This window comes from Gordonia sp. DT101 (assembly GCF_049844895.1).
Classification (GTDB): Bacteria; Actinomycetota; Actinomycetes; order Mycobacteriales; family Mycobacteriaceae; genus Gordonia.
Window position 1 is genome coordinate 926,760 of sequence record NZ_JBNCLX010000002.1, and the last position, 25,430, is coordinate 952,189.

At 68.3% G+C, this 25,430-nt stretch carries 2 protein-coding genes (1 of these 2 only partly in view); both read left to right on the top strand.

The genetic code is table 11. The features are described 5' to 3' along the window. The gene (locus ACLQ3I_RS10655; RefSeq protein ID WP_425801740.1) at nucleotides 1-8,082 is read left to right on the top strand and encodes an amino acid adenylation domain-containing protein; all 8,082 of its coding nucleotides are present in this window, start codon (nucleotides 1-3) and stop codon (nucleotides 8,080-8,082) included. After that, nucleotides 8,079-25,430 carry the 5' portion of a non-ribosomal peptide synthase/polyketide synthase gene (locus tag ACLQ3I_RS10660; RefSeq protein WP_425801742.1) on the top strand. It continues 7,635 nt past the right edge of the window, so only the first 17,352 of its 24,987 coding nucleotides appear in the window; its start codon is at nucleotides 8,079-8,081; its stop codon lies off the right edge, out of view. The genes ACLQ3I_RS10655 and ACLQ3I_RS10660 overlap by 4 nt, the downstream gene beginning before the upstream one ends.

The following is a 25,430-nucleotide window of genomic DNA, read 5'->3' on the forward strand; positions in this document are numbered from 1 at the left end:
ATGGGTTCGGTCGAGAACGCCCATGACGCCACTGAGAAAGACACAGAGAGCGGGGCCGAACTGGTCCCCTTCGCGCTGACCGCCGCGCAGCGCGGGATGTGGTTTGCCGAGAATCTCTCTGCCGACTATTCCGTTACCGTTGCTCAGTATCTCGATATCCGGGACAAAGACCGCCCGCTCGATCGTGAGTACTTCCGAGACGCGATCGTCACGAATGCCCGTGAACGTGAGTCCGCCTTCACCCGGATCTTAGAAGTCAACGGCGTACCGATGCAGATCGTCGATCAGGATCTCGACAACGATCTCGATTTCCTCGATTTCCGCGACCATGCGGATCCCGTCGGTGCCGCGCTCCGATGGATGAACGACGACTATCAGCAGCACATGGATCTGCGACGTGACCACCTGGTCGTGTCGACGGTCATCAGGGTCGCCGACGACCGTTCCTTCTGGTATGTGCGGGCTCATCACATCGCGATGGACGGTTATGCCGGGCTGACCGGCGTGCTCGAGGTGGTGACCAGGTACAACGCGGCCGTCGAGGGTTCGGAGTTCATCCCGAACCGGGGCGCGTCACTCGCCGAACTCGTGGAGGACGACAAGAAGTACATCGCCGGTACCCGCCGGGAGACCGACCGCGAGTACTGGGTCGAGCGGGTCCGGGATCTGCCGGAACGCGTCACGCTTGCACATCGATCGGTGGCCGCGGAGCTGTCACCTCGTAACCTGGTCGCCGGGTCGGAGCTGAGCGCATCCCAGCAGTCCGATCTCGACCGTGTCGTTGCCGAGGCCAACACATCGGCGGCGGTGCTCCTGACCGCGGGCTTCTCCGCCTACCTGGCCCGGATGGCCGGCACCGACGACGTGGTGTTGAGCCTCCCCGTGACCGGTCGCTCGACGGCAAAGATCAAGCGCGCCAGCGGAATGCTTGCCAACATGCTGCCGGTTCGGGTCCGCGACGCCTCGCGGCTGACGATGCGCGGCCTGATCGAACAGGTCCAGCTCGAGCTGACCGGTGCCCTCCGCCACCAGCGGTACCGGTTCGAGGACATCCGCATCGACGCCGGCCTGCAGGATGCGAACACCGCGTCGTTCGGCCCGATCATCAACCTGATGTTCTTCGACAAGCCGATCGAATTGACCGGTGCCACAGTTGATTACCACATTCTCACATCGGGTATTCTGGAGGATCTGCGGCTGAACGTCTATCAGGCCAGCCCTGGCGCGCGGCTGGTGGTCGACTTCCACGGCAATCCGAATCTCTACTCGGCCGTCGAACTCGAGGGGCATCTGCAGCGCTTCATGGCCTTCCTCGACCGCATCTTCTCCGATACGGATCTGCTGATCGGTGACGTCGATCTGCTGCTCGACGGTGAGCGCGAGGAGATGGTCGGCCTCGGTATCGGACCACAGGCGACGCCGCCGGATCCCGATGCACACCTGCTCGCCGCCTTCGAGCAGCGGGTTCGTGACCGCGGCGACGACGTCGCCATCGAGTCCGGAGGACGGCGCTGGAGCTACACCCAGTTCGATCGCCTCCGGACTCTGATCGCAACACACCTGGTCGATTCGGGCATCGGCCGCGGCGACCACGTGGTGGTGGCCCTCGACCGCGGCATCGCACAGGTCGCCGCCATCTACGCGACGCTCTCCGTCGGAGCGGCCTACGTCCCCGTCGATCCTGCACAGCCGCAGGAGCGTCGCCGTCTCATCGCCGAGACCGTCGCCGCCCACCTGATCGTCGACGCGGCACTGATGAGTTCCATCGGATTCGACTCTGCCGCAAACAATCCTGCTGCGATCGCCGATCTCGCGCCGGCCCGTGTGACGGGTGGCGGCAGCGAGGCCGCGTACGTCCTGTTCACCTCGGGGTCGACCGGAACCCCCAAGGGTGTGCAGGTGTCGCACGCTGCAGTGCACAACCGGCTCGCCTGGATGCAGGACAACTACCCGTTGGTCGCAGGCGACAAGGTGCTGTACAAGACGCCGTTCACCTTTGACGTCTCCGTCTGGGAGCTGTTGTGGCCGTTGGCCCAGGGAGCGCAGATGGTGATCGCCCGGCCGGACGGACACCGCGACCCGGAATACCTTCTCGACCTGATCGCCGAGGAGCAGGTGAACGTCCTGCACTTCGTGCCGTCCATGCTCGACGTCTACACCGAGGTCCTGCAGAACGACGGGCACCTGACACTGCTGCCCCCGACCGTGCGGCGGGTATTCACCTCCGGCGAGGCGCTGCCGCGACTCCTCGCCGACCGCGTGCTAGAGGGGTCGTCGGCCGAATTGGTCAATCTCTATGGTCCGACCGAGGCCGCGATCGATGTCACCGAGTATCGGGTGGTCGCCGACGACGGCCCGGTGCCGATCGGCCGGCCGGTGGCCAACACCGACGTCTACGTCCTCGACACGCGGCTGCGGCCCGTTCCCGCCGGTGTCGCGGGCGAACTGTATCTCGCGGGGTGTCAGCTCGCCGACGGCTATGTCGGTCGGTCGGATCTGACGTCCGACCGGTTTGTCGCAAACCACCTGGGTCCGAACGGTTCCCGGATGTACCGTACCGGCGACCTGGTTCGCTGGAGCCCCGATGGCCAGCTGCATTACCTCGGGCGCACCGACTTCCAGGTCAAGATCCGCGGGCAACGGATCGAACCCGGTGAGATCGAGTCGGTGCTCGACAGCATGCCGGGAGTGGATGCGACCGCGGTGGTGCCGCGCACCGACCTGGCGCCGGGACCGGTCCTGGTCGCATATCTGCGGTCCGACGACGATTCGGTCAGTGAGGCCGCGGCGCTGTCCTGGTGCCGTCGTCACCTACCGTCGCACATGGTCCCGTCGGCGGCGGTGCTGCTCGATCAGTTCCCGATCAACGCCACCGGCAAACTCGATCGCAAGCAACTGCCTGCGCCGGACCTGCGTCCGGTCATCGCCTACGAGGCGCCGCGCACGCCGGTGGAGCACACGCTGGCAGCACTGATCGGTGAACTCCTCAGTGTCGAACGTGTCGGTTTGCGCGACAACATCTTCGCGCTGGGCGGTGATTCGCTCATGGCCGCGCGCCTGGTGTCGAGGGGCCGGGTCGAGCACAATGTTCGGATCGACCTGACCGATGTGTTCACCTCGGTCGACGTCGGCGAGATCGCGGAGCGTTCCCGGCGAGGCGGGGCCGATGGTCGACCCGAACTGATCCGGGTCGAGCAGCGTCCCGATACGATCCCGTTGTCGCACTCGCAGACGCGCCTGTGGTTCGTGAACCGGATGGATCCGGTGGCGAGCACCTACAACATGCCCGGCGCCGTCCGGCTCGGGAGCGACGTCGACGTCGATGCGCTGCAAGGTGCACTCGGTGACCTGGTCGATCGCCACGAGACCCTGCGCACCAGGTTCGCGTCCGTGGGCGGCGAGCCCGTGCAGGAGATCTTGTCGCGAGCCGAGGCGATGGACTTTCTGGACATCGAGGTCGCGGTCGTCGACGAGGGAGTCGACGAGACGATCGCCGCGGAGGCGGCCCGGGGGTTCGACCTGGCCCACGACATCCCGTTCCGCGCGAGGATTCTCCGCGATCAGACCGGTTACGTCGTGGTCGTGGTGCTCCACCACATCGCGGGAGACGGATTCTCGTTGATACCGCTCATCCGCGATCTCTTCGTCGCCTACACCGGGCGGCGCTCCGGCGACGGCCCGGCATTGCCGCCGCTGACGGTGCAGTACGCCGACTTCGCGATCTGGCAGCATCAACTCCTCGGTGACCCGGAGAACCCGACCCCGGTCGCCCGGGAGGGCCTGGCGTTCTGGGAGGAGGAACTGTCGGGGCTCCCGGGCTTCCTGCCGTTGCCCACCGACCATCCGCGTCCGCACGTCGCGACCGGTAACGGCGGATACGTCGACACGGTGTTCGACGCCGACCTCGCGGCCGGTATCCGCACCCTCGCCCGGGATCACAATGTCACGCCGTTCTCCGTGGTGCACACCGCATTCGCGGTGTTGCTCGCAAGGTGGGCAGAGGTGGACGAGGTGGCGATCGGGACGGCCGTCGCCGGCCGCGACGAGCCCGCGACCGCCGACCTGGTGGGCATGTTCGTCAACACCGTGGTGCTGCGGACATCGATGCGCCCGGAGGACACGACCGCCGAACTGCTCGACCGGGCGCACACCATCCGCACCCGGGCGATGCGGCACTCGTCCATCCCCTTCGAGCGAGTCGTGGAAGCAGTTGCCCCCGAACGATCGGCGGCCCACACCCCGTTGTTCCAGGTGGCGCTGACCATGCATCCAGGGCAGGCGACGGCGCTCGGGGACTGGGTCGAGTCGGCCGAGATGCTCGACGCACGTGTTCCGGCGGCCAAGTTCGATCTCTCGGTAACGGTCACCGACCAGGTTGGTGGAACCGGTCTGGACGTGGAATACGCTTACGCTGCAGATATTTTCGATCACCGAACGATCGAGCGGGTCGCGACGCAACTCGTCACCGTCCTGCGGACGATGATCGAGTCGCCTGCCCGACCGGTCGGCACGATCGATCTCGTGGCGGGGGAGGAGCGGGCGGCACTGACCGCTCCTCCGGAAACGCGAGTGATCCCGGAGACCCTGCGCGACCTGCTGGTCGCCGGAGTGGTGCACGCGAATCCGGCGGCGGTGGCGATCAGCGGCACGTCCACCATCACCTGGTCGACCATGGAAGTGGTGTCGAATCAACTCGCGCGGGAACTGGTCGCCCGTGGTCTGGGCCCGGGCGACGTGGTCGCCATCTGCATCCCGCGTTCGCATCTCTCGGTGCTCGCGATGGTCTCGGTGATCAAGTCGGGCGCCGCGTTCGTCAGCATCGATCCCGGCCATCCGCCGTCACGGCTCGCGGAGATCCTCGCCGACAGCGGGGCGGCCCTTGGACTGACATCGACGGCCGTCCGGGGCAAGGCACCCGAGGGTGTCTCCTGGCTGGAGGTGGACGACGCGGCGGTGGAGCTGCAACTGGCCGGTCACAGCGGTGCGCGCCTGCACGCCGGTGAGCTCCGGCGCGCCCCGCGCGTGGACGATCTCGCGTACCTGATCTACACCTCCGGTTCCACCGGGCGCCCGAAGGCGGCCGCGCTCAGTCACGTCGGCCTCGCGAACGTGGTGGCCAATCAGCAGAAGATCCTGCGCCTCGACGAGCGCTCCCGGGTGCTGCACGTCGCGTCACCGAGTTTTGACGCGTCCATCTTCGAGATCCTCATGGCACTGTGCACGGGTGCCGAGCTCGTCGTCAGCCCGGCGGGTGTGTTCGGCGGCGACGAACTCGCCGAGCTCATCGACCGGCATCGGGTCACCCATGCGGTCATGACCCCGTCCGCGCTCGGCACGCTGGAACCGGCCGCCGTACCCAGCCTGAGCCGCGTGATCAGTGTCGGAGAGGCGTGCCCCCCCGATCTGATGCGGAAGTGGGCGCGGGCCGGCCGGGCGTTCTTCAACCTGTACGGCCCGACCGAGGTGACGATCTGGGCCACCGCGGCGGGGCCGTTGCACGACGGCGACGAGGTCACGATCGGGCAAGCGGTGCCGGGAGTCGGCAGTCTGGTGCTCGATCACACCCTTCGCCCGGTCCCCGTGGGGGTGCCCGGTGAGCTGTATCTGTCCGGGGCCCAGCTCGCCCGTGCCTATCATCGGCGGAGCGATCTCACCGCCACCCGGTTCGTGGCGAACCCGTTCTCCGCCGGAGATCGGATGTATCGCACGGGCGATCGGGCCATGCGAACGGCGTCGGGAAATCTCCGGTACGTGGGCCGCACCGACTTCCAGCTCAAGATCCGCGGGCTACGGATCGAGCCGGGTGAGGTCGACGCCGCGATCCTGCATCACCCGATGGTGACCGAGGTGGTCAGCCTCGGGGTTCCCGGGCCGGGCGGTGACGACGTGCTGGTGGCCTACGCACGACTGGTCGAGGGCGCGGCGGCCGAGCCCAAGCGGATACTCGAACACGCGGCTGCGCAACTGCCCGGCTACATGGTCCCGCACGCGGTGGTGATCGTGAAGGAATTCCGGTTGACCACCGCCGGCAAGATCGACCGGAAATCACTTCCGCCGGTGGACTTCACCGTGTCCGCGCCGTACCGGGCGCCGACCTCGCAGATGGAGGCGGTCGTCGCGGGCATCTTCGGCCAGGTGCTCGGCCAGGATCGGGTGGGTGCCGACGCCGACTTCTTCGACCTCGGTGGCAGTTCGCTCTCGGCGACCAAGGTGACCTCCCGACTGTCCGCGCTCCTGGATCGACAGGTCCCGGTGAAGCTGCTGTTCGAGCGCCCGACGGTGTCGTCGCTCGCCCAGGCTCTCGCCGGTGGTCCGACCGGGCAGGGCGGCCCGCCGCTGCTCGCGCGCAGCCGAGCGGAGCTGGTACGTGTGTCCGGGATGCAGCGTGGGCTGTGGCTGGTCAACCGCGCCGATCCGCGGTCCGCGGCCTACAACGTCGCCATGGCGTTGCGACTGACGGGCGATCTCGATGTCGTCGCGCTCCAGCTCGCGACCGCCGACATCGTTCGCAGACACGAATCGCTGCGCACGACCTATCCGATGATCAATGACGAGCCGATCCAGGTGATCATGCCTGCCGACGTGGTCGAGAGTGAGCTGACCATCGAGGAGCGCACCGTCACGACATCGATCGAGTCGGCCATCGGTCAGGTCACCGGCGAGGGTTTCGACATCACCACCAGACCGCCGGTACGGGCGGTGTTGCTCAAGGTCTCTGCGCACGAGCACATCCTGGTCTTCGTGGTCCACCACATCAGCGCGGATGGGGCCTCGATGGCGCCACTGGCGCGGGATCTGATGACGGCGTACGCGGCACGCAGCGCGGGGGCGGAGCCGGCATGGAAACCCCTGCCGGTGCAGTACGCGGACTTCAGCCTCTGGCTGTCCGAACGTCTGGCGGTCACCGACGGCGACGGCGTCACCGAGGAGGAGCGTCAACTCGCATACTGGGACGAGCGGCTGGCGGGAGCGCCCGAGCGGTTGGAGCTGCCCCACGACCACTCCCGGCCGAAGACGCCCAGTTTCCGCGGCGACATGGTGGACTTCGAGGTCCCCGCGTCTGTGGTGACCAATCTGGACATCGTTGCGCGGCAACATCACACCACGTCGTTCATGGTGATCCACGCCGCGTTCGCGATGCTGTTGAACCGGATCTCGGGCCGCGACGACCTGGTGATCGGAACGCCGTTCGCCGGCCGTGGCGAGCAGAGTCTCGACGACGTGGTGGGGATGTTCGTCAACACGTTGGCCCTGCGGACCAGGGTGAGCCCGGGTGAGCGGTTCGTCGACCTGCTGGAGCGTGTGCGCAACGACGATCTCGCGGACATGTCGCACACCGACATCGCGTTCGAGAACATCGTGTCCCGGACGCTGCCCAAGCCGCCCACGTCCTACAACCCGGTCTATCAGGTGATGCTCGCGTTCCAGGACGTGGAGTTCCCGACGCTGCAGTTCGATCGGCTCACGGTGGAGCCGATACACGAGGAGCTGGCATCGGCCAAGGTCGACCTGCAGCTCACCCTCTTCCCGAACGACCCGGACCGGGACGGGAGCGGGGGCGCGCTGCGCGGGCAATTCCTTTATGCCGCAGATCTCTTCGACCGGACGACGATCGATCGGATGGCCCTGCGGTATCTGCAGCTGCTGGAGGCGGTCGCGGACGACCCGGAGTGTGTGGTCGGTGACGTGAGCATCCGTCTCGACGACGAGGTGGTGGCGGCGGCCGGATCGCCGGTGGACGACGCGGACGAGAGTCTGGCCGTGCTGGTCTTCGAGGCCGCCGCGATCGATCGCACCGCCACCGCGGTCGGCGGTCCGGCGGCACTCGGTTTCGGGGACCTCGAGATCATGACCAGTGCGATGAATCCTGCAGCGTCGGATTCGGATTCGGCGCTGACGATGGCTCTCATGACACTTGTTCCCGGGCTGGCGGAATCCGGCCCGGAGGGTTTCGACGGACTGCTGGCCGAGCTCCGTGAGCGTGCCCATGGCGTGATCGCCGCCGGCCGGCGCGATCGTGACGCCGCGCGCGGCGGAAACCCTACGAATTCGGTCGAGGCGGAAGGTAGCGAACGGACGTGACGGGGATCGGTGCGGACGTGGTGGACATTTCTACGGGATGGGGACGGCGTCCGCCGACACGAGACCTGATCACCATTGCGGCGCAGATCGAGCCGGAGACAATCGCCCTGTCGCATGCCGGTGGGCGCACCACCTTCGCAGATCTGAACACGCGTGTGAGTGCGACCGCGGCGGTGTTCACCGCCCGGGGCCTGGACACCGAGGCGGCGGTGAGCGCCATCGTGACGGCACTGATCCCTCGGGACGGTCTCGACCCGGCGGGAATCGCCACCGCGACACAGGCCGCGCTCGAGGAGATCCGCGGACGGGCCTGTGCGGTGGCGGGGACATCGGACTGGGGATCGTTGCCGGGGATCTTCCGCTCGGCGGTCCACCGGTTCCCCGAACACGTCGCGGTGACGGACCTGGACGGCGCTGCGCTGACCTATCGCGAGCTGGACAAGCGGTCGGATGCCGTCGCCGCCGGGCTGGTCGCCGCCGGCGTCGCCGAAGGAGACGTCGTCGGACTGGCCACCCCACGGACCGTCGAGGTGATGGTCGCGATCCTCGGTATCCTCAAGTCCGGCGCGGCCTATCTGCCCCTGGACACGTCACATCCGGCCGAGCGACTCTCGTTCGTCGTCGCGGATGCCGCGCCGTCGCTGATCATCACCGACCACGGCGGACGGGAGACACTCGACTTCCTCGACGTCGAGCGCAGCACCGTCGACGAACTGATGACGGCCGGTGCGTCGGGGAAAGACTCGCTCCCGGCGTCGATCGACCCTCGACAAGTCGCTTACCTGATCTTCACGTCGGGCTCCACTGGTAGACCCAAAGGTGTTGTGGTGGAACATCGTAGCGTGATCGCGCTGATGTCTGCGGCTCAGCGGCACTACGGGTTCACCGAGGCAGATGTGTGGACGATGTTCCACTCCTATGCGTTCGACGTGTCGGTCTTCGAGATGTGGGGACCGCTGCTGTTCGGCGGGCGGCTGGTGGTGGTGGACTTCCTGACCACCCGCAGCCCGGACGAGTTCGCGGAACTGCTCGCCACGGAATCGGTCACGGTGGTCTCGCAGACGCCGTCGGCCTTTTACCAGCTCGCCGCGGCCGTGCGTCCGTCGTCGCGCAATCCGTTGTCCGCGAGCGTGCGCTACATGATGTTCGCCGGTGAGGCACTGGATTTCGCGCAGGTGCGTCGGTGGTACGAGGACCGGCTCGAGGCCGAGGGCACGGTGGGCCCCGTACTGGTGAACATGTACGGGATCACCGAGACCACGGTGCACTCCACGTTCCGGGCACTGGATCCCGACTTCGTGGCGTCCGCGAAGGGCTCGGATGTGGGTGAGGGTCTGCCCGCATTGACGATCCATGTGCTCGACGACCGACTCCGTCCGGTGCCGGACGGAGTGCCGGGCGAGATCTATGTCAGTGGCACCCAGGTGACGCGTGGGTATCTCGGCCGTCCGGGGCTGACGTCGGGACGATTCGTCGCCGATCCGTTCACCGGCAACGGAACGCGTATGTATCGCAGCGGTGACCTCGCGATCCGGCGGGACGGGACGCTGGAGTATCTCGGTCGGTCGGATGCGCAGGTGAAACTGCGTGGCTTCCGCATCGAGCTCGGCGAGGTGGAGTCGGCGCTGCTGGCCACGCGCGGAGTCGACGCGGCCGCGGTGGCGGTCCGGCAGCGCGACAACGGTGACGAACTCCTGGTGGGTTACGTGGTGCTCGAGGCCGACACCGATGTGGCCCCATCCGAGATCCGCATCGCCGCGGCAGGGGCGTTGCCGAGTTACATGGTGCCCGACGTGGTGATGCCGATCGATCAGCTGCCGCTCACGGTGAACGGGAAACTGGACCGCCGGGCATTGCCCGAACCCGAGATCCTCACGGTGGCGCAGTATGTCGCACCCGGCACCGAGACCGAGAAGATCCTCGCCGAGATCGTCGCGGACGTGCTCGGTCTCGAACGGGTCAGCGTCGCCGACTCGGTGTTCGATCTCGGCGGCAACTCCCTGGCCGCGGCACGTATCGTCGGGCGCGCAGGCGAGGCCTTCAACGTGGATCTGTCGGTGCGGGATGTGTTCGACATGCCGTCGGTGCGTGGCCTGGCCGACGTGGTCGGCGGTCGTGGGGTTGCGCTCGCACCCGTCACGCCCGTGCAGCCGAGGCCCGACGAGGTGCCGGTGTCGTTCGCGCAGCTGCGGATGTGGTTCATCAACCAGTTCGATCCGGCGGCGTCGACGTACAACATCCCGGTGCTGCTGCGACTGGCGGGTGATCTCGACGTGGACGCGCTGCGTGCCGCCCTGACGGATGTGGTGATCCGGCACGAGGTGCTGCGTACGACGTTCCCGGCGCGGCAAGGTATTCCGGTACAGGTCGTCGATTCTCCGGAGGAGGTCGCCGAGCGACTGGACTGGGCGGTGGTGGATTCGGGCGACGAACTGCAGGCCGCGATAGCGGGCGGGTTCGATGTGACATCGCAGTGGCCGCTGCGGGCACGACTGTGGCGTAGCTCGGCGGACGAGTTCGTGTTCGGCCTCGTGGCGCATCACATCGCGGCCGACGGCGAGTCGATGGGGCCGCTGGTGGCCGATGTGGTTGCAGCCTATTCGGCGCGGGTGGCGGGCGTCGAGCCCGAGTTCGCGCCCCTGGACGTGCAATTCGCGGATTTCGCGATCTGGCAGCATGAGGTGCTGGGTTCTGCCGACGACGCCGATTCGGTGGTGGGGCGTCAGCTCGCCTACTGGTCGACGCAACTCGCCGGCGTGCCCGACGTGCTCGAGATCCCCGGGGACCGGCCACGTCCGGTCGTCGCGTCGCAGCGTGGCGCGGAGGTCTCGTTCGAGGTGCCCACCTGGGTGGTCGACCGGATCTCGGTGCTGGCGCGCGAGCGCGGCGTGACGCCGTTCATGGTGGTGCACGCGGGCCTGGCCGTGTTGTTGGGCCGGCTGTCGGCGACCGACGACATCGCGGTCGGCACGCCGATCGCGGGCCGCGGTCAGCGGGTGCTGGATCCACTGGTGGGGATGTTCGTGAACACGCTGGTGCTGCGGACACGTGTCGGGGCGGAAATGTCGTTCGTCGACGTGCTGGATCAGGTGCGGGTCACCGATCTGGAGGCGTTCGCGAATGCGGATGTGCCCTTCGAGACGGTGGTGGAGCACCTACAACCGGTGCGGTCGGAAGCCTTCGCCCCCCTCACACAGGTCCTGTTGTCCTTCGATCAGTCGGTGCTCGCAGAGTTCGCCCAGGGTGGCGTCCTCACCGCGGACATCGCCGGCCTGGAAGTGAGTTCCATTGCTGTCGAAGGTGTTCCGGCGAAGGTCGATCTCACCGTCGGCATCACGGACGGTGGTGACAGGTGGCACGGCTCGCTGATCTACGCGGTCGATCTGTTCGACGCCCCCACCGCAGAGCACATGGCCGCACAACTGGTCCGGCTGCTCGACAAGCTGACCCTCGAGCCCGCCCTGCCCATCGGTGACACCTCTCTGCTCGCCGACGACGAGGCCAGGGCACTGCTTCCGGTGACCGGTGGGCCGGTGGCGGCCCCGCGGCTGCTGGCCGAGGTGTTCGGCGAGATCGCCCGCGCTCATCCGGAACACGTCGCGGTGTCCGACGGGCACGGGGCGGAACTGACCTATGCCGAGCTGGACGCCCGTTCCAATCGGCTGGCGCGTTGGCTGATCGCGCAGGGGATCGGCACCGAATCCCTTGTCGCGCTCGCGATCGGCCGCTCGGTCGAACTGCTGACGGCGATGTGGGCGGTGGCCAAGACCGGTGCAGGCTATCTGCCGATCGACCCGGACTATCCCGCCGAGCGGATCGAGCACATGCTCACCGACTCGCAGGTGCGCACCGGCCTGACGACCACGCGGCTGCGTTCGGCGTTGCCGTCAGGGGTGCGTTGGAGCCCGGTGGACGGCATCGGATCGGAGGAGATCGGTGGCGCATTCGACGACGCGCCGGTGCGGGCCGACGAGTTGCCCGCCGCACCACGGCTCGACGCCATCGCCTATGTGATCTACACATCCGGTTCGACGGGCACCCCGAAGGGGGTGTCGGTGACCTATCGTGGCATCCACAACTTCGCGGTCGCCGAGGTCGCCCGGTTCGGCGTCGACACACGGTCTCGGGTTCTCGGATTCGCCTCTCCCAGTTTCGATGCGTCGATTCTCGAATGGCTGCTCGCGTCGACCTCCGGAGCGACCTTCGTGTACCGGCCGGACAGCGTGCTCGGCGGCGACATGCTGGCGGCGCTGATCCGCGACCAGCGACTGTCCCACGTGTTCCTGACCCCCACGGTGCTGGCGACCCTGGAGCCGGATTCGGTGCCGGATCTCCGCGTCCTCATGTCCGGTGGTGAGGCGGTCTCGCAGACCCTGGTCGACCGGTGGTCGTCGGGGCTCTCCTTCTTCAACGCCTACGGGCCCACCGAGGCCTCGATCGCCGTGGCGATGAGTCGCGCACTCACACCCGGCTCGCCGGTCCACATCGGCGGCCCGATCGACGGTGTGGGGCTCCTGGTGCTCGACGGCCGGCTGAATCCCGTCCCCGTCGGAGTGCCCGGTGACCTGTACGCGGGCGGTGTGGCGCTCGCCCGCGGGTACCTGCGCCGTCCGTCGTTGACGTCGGAACGGTTCGTGGCGAATCCGTTCGGAGGCCGGGGCGATCGGATGTACCGCACCGGCGACGTCGTCCGATGGCGCCGCACCGAGACGGGCGAGCTCGTGCTCGAGTACGTGGGGCGTAGCGACGACCAGGTGAAACTCCGCGGGTTGCGCATCGAACTGGGGGAGATCGAGGCTGCTCTGGAGTCTCATCCGGCCGTCGCGTCGGCCGTGGTGGTCGGAGTCGGCGGATCGGTGGCGAGCGCGCTGGCGGGCTATGTGGTCGCCGACCGGTCGGTCGACGTCGCGTCGCTGCGCGATCATGTCGCCGAACGCCTGCCGTCGCACATGGTGCCGTCGAGCATCATGGTGCTCGACGCCTTGCCCCTGACCCCGGCAGGAAAGCTGGACAAGCGCGCCCTGCCGGCACCGGTGATCGTCACCGACACCGCCGACCACGTCCCGCCGTCGTCGTCGGCAGAGGAGACCCTGGCAGCGATCGTGGCCGGGGTTCTCGGCGTCGACCGGGTGAGCGTCGTCGAGTCGTTCTTCGCGCTCGGCGGTGATTCGATTCTGTCGATCCAGTTGTCCTCGGCGGCCCGCGCGGCCGGGCTGTCGTTGTCGCCGCGCGAGGTGTTCGAGCACAAGTCCGTGCGTGCGATGGCCCGGGCGCTCGCGGCCGGTGGCGATCGGGTGCCCATGGTCGACGAACCGGCCGGGGGCCCCACCGGCGAGGTGGAACTGTCGCCGGTGGTGTCCTGGATGCTGGAGTTGTCCGACACCCCGGCGGACTTCGCCGACTTCTCGCAGTCGGTGGTCCTGGTGGCGCCGGATGCAGCGGACGTCGCCGTGCTGAGTGCGGTGCTCGGCACCCTCGCCGATGCGCACCCGATGCTGTCCGCCCGTCTGGTGTACACCGGCGGCCGGTGGTGCCAGACCGCTGGAGTCGGTCATCCTCCGGTGGTCGCCGAGGTCTCGACGCCCGCGGCGACCGGGACGCCGGAGTTCGCCGACACGGTGCGCTCGGCGCATGCGGCGGCGCTGGGGCGGATGGATCCGTCGAACGGCGTGCTGATCTCGGCTGTGCTGGTGTCGGGTGCCGACGGCGCGCGGGTGGTGGTGGCCATCCATCACCTCGGTGTGGACGCGGTGTCATGGCCGGTGCTGATCGAAGACGTCATCACGGTGTGGGGACAGTTGGTGTCCGGCGACGAGTTGACGGTGCGACCGGAGGTGACGTCGGCGCGTGCGTGGCACACGGCACTGGCGCACCGGCGTACCGATCGTTCGGCCGAGATCGGCCACTGGTTGTCGCGGTCGGGTGACCCGACCGACCTCGGAGCCGTGATCGACCCTGCGCGCGACCGGTTCTCGACAGTGGGATCGGTGCCGCACCGGGTCGATGCGGCGGTCACCGAGGCGTTGGTGACAGTGGTCCCCGAGGCGTTCTCCGGTCATGTCAACGATGCGTTGCTGGCGGGCCTGGCACGTGCGGTGCGCTCCTGGCAAGTCGCGCGGGGGATCTCCGACTCCGCGCCGGTCGGTGTGCTGGTCGAAGGGCACGGTCGGTACGAGGACGTGCTCGCGCACGGTGCCGATCCGCGCACCGCGGATCTGTCGCGGACAGTGGGATGGTTCACCTCGATCGCCCCGATGCTCGTGGATCCGGCCGCCGACGTGGTGCACGCGGTGAAGGCGGCGAAGGAGGAGCGTCTGACCCAGCCCGATCACGGAATCGGGTTCGGGTTGCTCCGATTCGGTGGCGACGAGCGATTGGCGGGACGGCCGTTGCCGTCGATCGGATTCAACTTCTTCGGTGCCGGCGGCCGCGGCGTCGACGCCGAACCGATGACGGTCCCGTTCATGGTCGACGCCGACGCTCCGGCCCTGCCGTCGTCGGTGGCGGGTGGCATGACCGCGATGAACGCCATCACCGTGAACGTCGGGACGAAGCTCACGCCTCGCGGTCGTGAGTTGTCGGCGGATTTCCTGTTCGCCGGCGGGATCCTGTCCGCCGCGGATGTCGAGGATCTCGCCGACCGGTGGTCGGCCGAGTTGGCGGCCATCGTCGACGTGGTCACGAGCGGTGGGAATCCGGGGCTGTCGCCATCGGATGTCTCGGGTTCGGGGGTGACCCAGGCCGACCTGGATGTGCTCGCCGAGCGTCACCCCGGTGCACCGGTCTGGCCCCTCTCCGCCCTGCAGAAGGGGCTCTACCTCCAGTCCGCGCTGTCCTCGGGGGCGGGCGCCGACGACGTCGACGTGTACGTCAGCCAGGCGGTCCTGCGGCTGGGCGGCGACGTCGACGAGCCACGACTGCGAGCAGCGGTGGAGAGCCTCGTGGCCCATCATCGCGTGCTGCGGTCGGGCTTCGTCCAGACCGAGGGTGGTGCTGTGGTCGCAGTGGTGCCCGATGAGGTCCGGGTGCCCTGGCGCACCGTCGATCTCGGTGCGGTCGACGACGTCGAGCGGAAGGTTCGGGTTGACGAGATCACCGCGGGTGAGCGGGTCGAGCCGTTCGATCTGTCCAGGCCGCCACTGCTACGCGTCGTGCTCGCCCGCGATGCCGGTGGCGTGAGTGTGGTCATCACCAACCATCACATCCTGTTCGACGGATGGTCCGGTCCGCTGGTGCTCGCCGACCTGCTGGCGCTCTATGCCACGGGCGACACCTACACCGGCCGGATCGGTACGGGCGGAGGCGACTTCGAGGATTACCTGAAGCATGTCGCCGTCGTCGACGACGACGCCGGTCTCGCCGCGTGGCGTGAGGTGCTGGCACCGATCGAGGGCCCGACGTTGGTGGCGCCGGGCAGCGTGGCGACCCGTGAGTCGTTGCCGAGGAACCATGTCGTGGTCGTCGATGCGGAGTTGACCGCTGCCGTCGAGGCGCTCGCGCGGGCCGAGGGCGCGACCGTGGCGACGGTGTTGCAGTTCACTTGGGCGGTGCTGCTGTCCCGGCTGACCGGCAACCGGGTGGTCACCTTCGGTGAGACGGTGTCGGGCCGCCCGGCCGATCTCGAGGGTGTCGAATCGATGGTCGGCCTGTTCATCAACACTGTGCCCGCGGTGGTCGACGTCGACCCGTCGGCTCGGATCTCGGAGGTGCTCGCACGCCTGCAGGCGGCGAAGGTGTCGGTTCTCGACCATCAGCACCTGGGCCTGCCGGAACTGCTGGCCCTGACGGATGTTTCGGGCTCCTTCGACACGCTGACCGTGCACGAGTCGTATCCGGTCGACACCGAGTCGCTCTCGACCAGCGACGCCGCTCTCACCGGTGGCCTCGACATCCGGGAGGCGGTGGTCAGCGATTCGACGCATTACCCGTTGAACATGATCACCTCGCCGATGGGTGATCGGTTGTCGATCACCATCAAGTACCTGCCGGATGCATTCGCCGACGACCAGATCCGCGTGTTCGCCGACGCCGTGGTCGAGATCCTCGGTGCCGCGGCCTCCGCGCCGGCGATGCTCGTCGCCGACGTGCCGCTGCTCACCGACCGTGACCGGGCGTTGATCGCCGGTGGGTCGGTCGGCGCCGACGTCCCCGTCCCGGTTGGTTCGGTGGCCGATGCCGTTGCCGCGCAGATCCTTCGGACACCCGACGAGACCGCACTCGTCTTCGACGGCCGCGCACTCACGTATACGGAATTCGGTGCGCGGGTATCGGTGCTGGCGCGCGAGCTGATCGCGGCAGGCGTGGCTCCCGGTGTGGCCGTGGGGGTCTCGCTGGACCGATCGGTGGAGCTGGTGGTCGCGATCCATGCCGTCGTCGCGGCGGGCGGGCATTACGTGCCGATCGATCCCGCGATCCCGGCGGATCGCGTGCAGTACATGGTCGACACCGCGGGCGTCGGGGTGGTCCTGGTCGGTGGCGATGGTGCGCCCGCGTCGGTGGACGCGCTGGGCACGGACACCACCGTGATCGAGGTGAACGCCTCGGGTGCCGTCGACCTGTCGGTCGCGCCGGTGACGGATGCGGATCGGCTGACCCCGTTGCGCGCCGACGACGCGGTCTACACGCTGTTCACCTCGGGGTCGACCGGCCGTCCGAAGGGCGTCACGGTCTCGCACCGCTCGGTGGTGAATCGGCTCTGGTGGGGCCTGGATCAGTATCCGTGGTCGACCGGCGACCGGGTGGTGTTGAAGACGCCGTTCACCTTCGACGTTTCGGTGCCGGAGCTGTTCGCCCCGGTGATGGCGGGCGCGACCATCATCGTGGCGCGCCCGGGCGGGCATGCGGACCCGATATACATCGCCGACCTCATCGCCCGCGAGCGCGTGACGTCGGTACATTTCGTGCCGTCGATGCTCTCGGTGTTCCTGGATGTCGTGCCCGCCGAGAAGATCACCACGCTGGACTCGTTGCGGTGGTTGTTCTGCTCGGGTGAGGCGCTGCCGCCGCCGGTCGTCGCACACACCCACCAGCTGCTCGGGCAGGTTGCGATAGTGAACCTGTTCGGTCCCACCGAGGCTGCCGTCGAAGTGGCATCTGCGGATGTGACCGATGCGCCCGACGTGGTGCCCATCGGTGTGCCGGTGTGGAACACGTCGACACTGGTCCTCGATGCCCGCCTGCGGATGGTGCCGCCCGGCGTCCCGGGTGAGCTCTACCTCGGTGGTGTCCAGGTGGCACGCGGTTATGAGTCGCGTCCGGGTTTGACTGCCGAGCGCTTTGTGGCCGATCCCTTCGGTGGAGCGGGGTCCGGGGCATCGGGTTCGCGGTTGTATCGAACCGGTGACCTCGTCCGCTGGAATCACCGAGGTGAGATCGAGTACCTGGGGCGCACCGATTTTCAGGTCAAATTGCGTGGACAGCGCATCGAGCTGGGTGAGATCGAGTCGGTCATCGCCTCCGCGCCCGGGGTGGTGCACGTGGCGTGCACGGTCGTCGAGACCGAGGGCGGCGGGCAACATCTCGTCGGTTACGTCGCCCCGTCCACGGTCGACGAGGGTGCGGTGAAGGCGGCGGTCGCCGAGGCGTTGCCCGAGTACATGCGTCCATCGGTGTGGATGCTGCTCGACGACATCGCCCTCAACAGCGCGGGCAAGCTGGACCGGCGTGCGCTGCCCGCCCCGGTCTTCGAGGCGGCCGAATATGTGGCCCCGGCCACCGATGCCGAGGAATCCGTCGCGGCGATTGTCGCGAAGGTGCTCGGCGTGGCGCAGGTCGGCGTGACTGAATCCTTCTTCGCCGTCGGCGGCAACTCGCTGTCGGCGATGCGGGTGGCGGCCCGGGTGGCCGACGAGTTCGGTGCCGCGGTGTCGGTGCGGGACATCTTCGACTCCCCGACGGTCCGCGGCCTGGCGGCCGCGGTCTCGTCGCGTGGCGCGGGTCTGGCGCCCCTCGTGGCCGTGACCCCGCGACCGGCGCCCATCCCGCTGTCGTTCGCGCAGACCCGCATGTGGTTCATCAACCGATACGAGCCCGGCACCGCGACGTACAACATCCCGGCGGTCCTCCGCCTGGCCGGCGCACTCGACGTGGATGCCCTGCGCGCCGCGGTGGTGGACACCGTCGAGCGCCACGAGGTGCTCCGGACGACCTTCCCGGCCGTCGACGGTCTGCCGGTGCAGGTGATAGGTCCGGTCGACCAGGTGACCGAACGGCTGGACTGGGCCGTGGTGGACACGCAGGCCGACGTGGAGACGGCGATGACGACCGGCTTCGACGTGACCGCACAATGGCCGCTGCGGGTACGGCTGCTCGCGGTTTCCGACGACGAGTACCTGCTCGCGGTGATCGCACATCACATCGGTTCGGACGGCGAGTCGATGTTGCCGCTGGTGACCGACGTCGTATCCGCGTATGTCGCTCGGGCAGAGGGACGAGAGCCCGAATTTGCGCCGCTGGCAGTCCAATTCGCGGACTTCGCGATCTGGCAGCACCGTGTGCTGGGGTCGCCGGATGCACCGGATACGGTGATCGGCCGGCAACTGTCGTACTGGCGAGACCAACTCGTCGACGCGCCCGGCGTGCTCGAACTCCCTACGGACCGGGAACGTCCGGCCGTCGCCTCCCATCGGGGTGCACGCGCCGGGTTCGTGTTGCCCGCCGAACTCGGACGGCAGATCGGTGTCGTGGCCCGGGCGTTCGGGGTCACGCCGTTCATGGTGGTGCACGCCGGTCTCGCAGTCCTGCTGGCGCGGCTGTCGGCCACCGACGACATCACCATCGCGACCCCTGTCGCGGGCCGCGGTCAGGCGGCGCTCGACCCACTCGTCGGGATGTTCGTGAACACCCTGGTCCTGCGGACCCGGGTCGACACCGCGATGACGTTCGCGGCTCTGCTCGACGACATCCGGCTGACGGATCTCGATGCCTTCGCTCATGCGGACGTCCCGTTCGAAACCGTCGTCGAGGCGCTCAATCCCACGCGCTCGGAGGCATTCGCGCCGCTGGCGCAGGTCATGCTCTCCTTCGATCCGGCCGCGTCGGCGGAGTCGGCCGAGCTGTCGATAGGGGGGCTGTCGGTGCAGTCGATCGAACCGTCGTGGGTTCCCGCACAGCTCGACATGTCAGTGACGGTGAGTTCGGCGGTGGAAGGCGACTGGGCGTGCTCGATCGTCTATGCGACCGATCTTTTCGACCGCCCGACCGTCGAGAACATGGCCGACCGGTTCGTGTCGGTGCTGACCGAACTGGTCGCGAGCCCGCCCGCCGCCGTCGGCGACGTGAATCTCATCTCCACCGACGAGCAGGCCGTCGTGGAGAGCTGGTCGTTGGGCCCCGTCGTCGATGTGCCCGCCGATCTGGTACCCGACCTCGTTGCTGCACAGGCTCTCCGTACACCTGATGCCGTTGCGCTGGTGTTCGGCAACAGGTCCGTGTCCTACGCCGAGTTCGGCGCGCGGGTCGCGGTGCTGGCCCGCGAACTCATCGCCGCCGGTGCCGGACCGGGTGTGGCCGTGGGGGTCTCGCTGGAGCGTTCGGTGGAGATGGTGGTCGCGGTGAATGCCGTCCTCGCCGCAGGCGCGCAATACGTCCCCATCGATCCCGACACCCCGGTCGACCGCGTGGAGTACATGTTCGACACCGCCCGCGTCCGCGTGCTCGTCGTCGGTGCCGGACGAGCCGTCGTCGCCGCGACGGTCGACGGCGTGCGGACGGTCGAGGTGGACGCGTCAAATGAGGTCGACCTGTCGGTACCGATCGTGACCGACGCGGATCGGCCGGCGCCCTTGCGTTCCGATGATGCCGCATACACTCTGTTCACCTCGGGATCGACAGGCCGCCCGAAGGGCGTGACCGTGTCGCACCGCGCGCTGGTGAACCGGATGCGGTGGTGCCTGGACATCTTCGACTGGACCGCGGCCGAGCGGGTGATGCTGAAGACGCCGTTCACCTTCGACGTGTCGGTGCCGGAGTTGTTCGCCCCCGTGATGATGGGGGCCACGACGATCGTCGCGCGCGCAGGTGGTCACCTGGAACCGGTCTACATCGCCGATCTCATCGCGCACGAACGCGTGACGTCGGTGCATTTCGTGCCGTCGATGTTGTCGGTCTTCCTGGACGTGGTCCCGGCCGAGAAGCTGGACGGGCTCGATCTGCTGCGTTGGCTGCTCACTTCGGGTGAGGCGCTGCCCGTCTCGGTGGCGACCCACGCGCACCGTGCATTGCCGGGCGTGCAGATCGTCAACCTCTACGGGCCGACGGAGGCCACCGTCGACGTGACAGCCGTCGACGTGACCGGCGCCGATCGCGTCACGATCGGTCAGCCGGAATGGAACACGTCGACGTACGTGCTGGACGCGCGCCTGCGCCCGGTGCCGCCGGGTGTCCCCGGCGAGTTGTATCTGGGTGGCGTGCAGCTGGCACGCGGCTACGCCTCACGCCCCGGGCTGACGGCCGAGCGGTTCGTGGCGGATCCCTTGGGCGGCCACGGCGAGCGGTTGTATCGCACCGGCGACCTCGTCCGTTGGAGTCCCGGCGCCGGGAGCGGAGCGAGCGGGCCGAGTGTGGCACATCGTGGCGAGATCGAGTATCTGGGCCGCACCGACTTCCAGGTGAAGCTGCGTGGGCAGCGCATCGAGCTCGGCGAGATCGAGTCGGTCATCGCCTCGGCACCCGGGGTGGTGCACGTGGCGTGTGCGGTGGTCGACGCGCCCATCGGTGGCCACCACCTCGTCGCGTATGTGGCGCCCGCCTCTGTCGACGAAGCCGCGGTCACGACGCTCGTCGCCGAGGCATTGCCGGCGTACATGCGACCGACGGTATGGATGTTCCTCGACGACATCGAACTCAACAGCTCCGGCAAACTCAATCGGAAGACGTTGCCCGCCCCGGTGTTCGAGGTCGGCGAATACGTGGCTCCGGACACCGACGCCGAGGTGATGGTGGCCGAGGTGTTCGGTGAGGTGCTCGGCGTGGAGCAGGTCGGGGTGACCGAATCGTTCTTCGAGGTCGGTGGCAACTCGCTGTCGGCGATGCGTGCCGCCGCCCGGGTTGCCGACGATCTGGGTGTCGACGTGTCGGTGCGCGACCTCTTCGAGTTCCCCTCGGTGCGGGCGCTGATCGCGGCGGTGGGCGGGCGTGCACAGACCGTGGCGCCCTTGGTCGCTTCCCGGCGGCCGGAGCGGCTGCCGCTGTCGATGGCGCAGTCTCGCATGTGGTTCATCAACCGGTTCGACCCCTCGTCGCCCGCGTACAACATCCCGATGGCGCTGCGGCTGACCGGTGACCTCGACCTCGACGATCTCGTGGGTGCGCTGGGCGACGTGATCGAACGCCACGAGGTGCTGCGCACCGTGTACCCGCTCGACGGCGACGCTCCCGTCCAGCGCATTCTCGCTGCCGACCGTGCCCGCGATCTGTTCGATTGGCGTGTGGTGGACGACGAACGTGAGGTGACGGCCTCGGCGGCGAAGGGCTTCGACGTGACCGTCGACCTGCCGATCCGTGGGTGCGTGCGCCGTTCCGCCGACAACACATACGATGTGGTGCTGACCGCTCACCACATCGCGTTCGACGGGTCGTCGACCGCGGTGTTCGTCCGTGATCTGCTGTCCGCGTACCTCGCGCGGGTCGACGACTCGGTCCCCGGTGCGCGACCCCTCGCGGTGCAGTATGCCGATTACGCACTGTGGCAACGCAAGATGCTCGGTGACGTCGACGACCCGGCGAGCCGACTCGCGCAGCAGCTCGGCTACTGGCGTGAGCACCTCGGGGCTGTGCCGTCGGTGACCGATCTGCCGATGGATCGGCCGCGGCCGGCGGTCATGCAGACCATGGCCGGTGTGGTGTCGATGACCGTCGACGACGATCTGGCCCGCCGGGTGGAGGAGTTCGCGCGCGCCGAAGAAGTCACCCCGTTCATGGCGACCCATGTGGCACTGGCGATCCTGATCGCGCGGCTGGCCTCGACCGACGATGTGGTGATCGGCACGCCGATCGCCGGCCGCACGGATCCGGCGCTCGGTGATCTGGTCGGCATGTTTGTGAACACGTTGGTGCTGCGCACCGCGGTGCCCCCGGCCCAGACGGTCACCGACCTCGTCGCGAAGGTGCGGCGCGAGGATCTCGATGCGTTCGCCAACGCCGATGTCCAGTTCGAGGAGCTGATCGACGAACTCGCGCCGACCAGGTCGACGGCCTTCCCGCCCCTCGCCCAGATCGCGTTCACCCACGTCGACGGCGATCGGGGAACGGCAGCCCTCGAGACGGCGGGACTCCGTGCGGAACCACTCGATTTGGCAGATCAGGTCGCCAAGTTCGAGTTGTCGGTGGCGGTGACCGGGCGGACGGCGGTATCGCCGATGACCGTCGATTTCGTCTATGCGCGTTCGATCTTCGACGAGTCGACGGTCCGTGAATTCCTGACGGCATGGCTGCGGATCGTCGAGTCGATGGTCGACGATCCCACCGTCGCGGTAGGCGACATCGATCTGCTCACCGCCGGTGACGTCGCCGCCTTGGCGCCGGTGAGAGGTGGACCTGCCGCGCCGCCCCGGCTGCTGAGTGCGATGTTCGCCGATGTCGTCGAGAGCCATCGCGACCGTGTCGCGGTGGTCGACGCGACCGGGGCCGCGCTAACCTACGACGCCCTCGATGCTCGATCCAATCAGGTTGCACGATGGCTGATCTCGCAGGGTGTCGGCGTCGAAACGCTGGTGGCGCTGGCACTGGGCCGATCGGTCGAGTTGCTGACCGCGATCTGGGCGGTGGCCAAGACCGGAGCCGGCCACCTGCCGATCGACCCGGCGTATCCGATCGAGCGCATCGAGCACATGCTGGCCGATTCGGGTGTTCGGTTGGGCCTCACCGCCGGGCGCCACCGATCTGCCCTGGGAACCATGGCCGACTGGGCCACCATGGATTCCGCCGAGACCCTGGCGGCGATCGACGAGATGAGTCCGGATCCGGTGGCCGATCACGAACTGATCGGCACGCCCCATCTGGATGCCGTCGCCTATGTGATCTACACGTCGGGCTCCACCGGTACACCGAAGGGCGTGCAGCTCACCGCCCGCAAACTGGAGAACTTCGCGCTGACCGAGGTCGACCGTTTCGACGTGACCGATCGCTCGCGCGTGCTGGGGTTCGCCTCCCCGAGCTTCGACGCGTCGGTCCTGGAATGGCTGATGGCGGTCGCCGCGGGTGCGGCACTCGTGTACCGCCCCGACGATGCGCTCGGCGGGGAACCGCTGGCCGAGTTCATGCGTGCACAGCGGGTGACACACACGTTCCTGACGCCGACAGTGCTCGCCACGCTGGAACCCGAAGGACTGCCGGATCTGCGGGTGCTCGCCGCCGGCGGCGAGGCGGTACCGCCCGCGATGGTCGATCGTTGGGGATCGCTGGTCGGGTTCCACGACATGTACGGCCCCACCGAGACGACCATCGTCGTGGCGATGAGTGACGCGATGCGGCCCGGCGTGCCGACGACCCTCGGCGGGCCGATACCCGGAGTCGCCCTCCTGGTACTGGATTCGCGGCTGCGCGTGGTGCCGGTCGGTGTCGCAGGTGAGTTGTACATCGCCGGTGGGGTGCTCGCCCGCGGATATGTGGGACGGCCCGGACTGACCTGCGAACGGTTCGTCGCGAACCCGTTCGGCGTCGACGGCGAGCGGCTGTATCGCACCGGCGACGTCGTGCGCTGGCGGCGCGACGGTTCCGGCGAGATCGCGCTCGACTATCTGGGTCGCAGCGATGATCAGGTGAAGCTCCGTGGTCTGCGTATCGAGCTGGGAGAGATCGAGGCGGTCCTCGCCTCTCATCCCTCGGTCGAATCGGCGGTGGTGATCGGTGTCGGCGGTTCGGTGGCCACCGCGCTGGCCGGCTATGTCGTGCTCCGGGAGCACGTCGAGACCGGTGAGCTGCGGGCCTTTGTGGGGCAGCGATTGCCGTCGCACATGGTGCCGTCGAGTCTGACGGTGCTGGATGCGCTGCCGTTGACACCGGTCGGCAAGCTGGACAAACGCGCTCTGCCCGAGCCGATGGCCGACGGCGGGCGTGAGTTCGTGGCCGCCGCCACCGGGGCGGAGGAGTCGGTGGCGCAGGTGTTTGCCGACGTGCTGGGAATCGGACCGGTCAGCGTCATGGAGAGTTTCTTCGAACTGGGCGGCAACTCGCTCTCCGCGACCCGGGTGGCCGCCCGCGTCTCGGACGTGTCCGGAGTCGATGTGTCCGTCCGCGACGTCTTCGAGGCGCCGTCGGTCCGTGAGCTGGCCCGGTCACTGGACGGTCGGGGACTCGGTCTGGCGCCGGTCAAGGCGGCTGTGCCGCGTCCTGAACGGGTGCCGCTGTCGTTCGCGCAATCGCGCATGTGGTTCATCAATCAGTTCGAACCCTCGGCCTCGACCTACAACGTCCCGGTGGTGTTGCGGCTGACGGGCGCTCTGGACGTCGCCGCGCTGCGCTCGGCGCTGGCCGACGTGGTGGCGCGACACGAGGTCCTGCGTACCACGTTCCCGTCGGTGGCCGGGTCGCCGATCCAGGAGATCGCGCCCCTCGACGGCATTGCCGGACAGCTGGACTGGGCGATCGTCGACTCCGCTGCGGCACTCGATGCGGACGTGACCGCGGGCTTCGACGTGACCGCGCAGTGGCCCCTGCGTGCCCGACTGTGGCACGTCGGCGGCGACGAGTGGGTGTTCGCGCTGGTGGCCCACCACATCGCGGCCGATGGCGAGTCGATGGCTCCGCTGATCGGCGACGTGATGGCCGCATACGCCGCGCGCGCGGCCGGCATGGCGCCGGATTTCGCGCCGCTCGAGGTGCAGTTCGCCGACTTCGCGATCTGGCAGCACGAGGTGCTCGGCTCGGCGGGTGATGCCGATTCGGTGGTGGCGCAACAGCTCTCATACTGGGCGAAGCGGCTGTCCGGGCTGCCCGACGTGCTCGAACTGCCGTCGGACCGACCGCGTCCGGTGGTCGCGAGCCAGCGGGGTGATCAGGTTCCGTTCCGGATTCCCGCCGACGTGGTCGAGCGGATCGGATCGGTGGCCACGGAGTTCGGCGTGACTCCGTTCATGGTGGTGCACGCCGGGTTGTCGGTGCTGCTGGCGAGGCTGTCGGCGACCGACGACATCGCGGTCGGCACCCCGATCGCGGGCCGTGGCCGTCGGGAGCTGGACGCGTTGGTGGGCATGTTCGTCAACACCCTCGTGCTGCGCACCCGGGTCGATGCGCCGATGTCCTTCGGCGAGATCCTGGATCAGGTCCGGGTGACCGATCTCGACGCCTTCGCCCACGCAGACGTCCCGTTCGAGGCGCTGGTGGACCACCTGGACCCCGTCCGGTCGGAG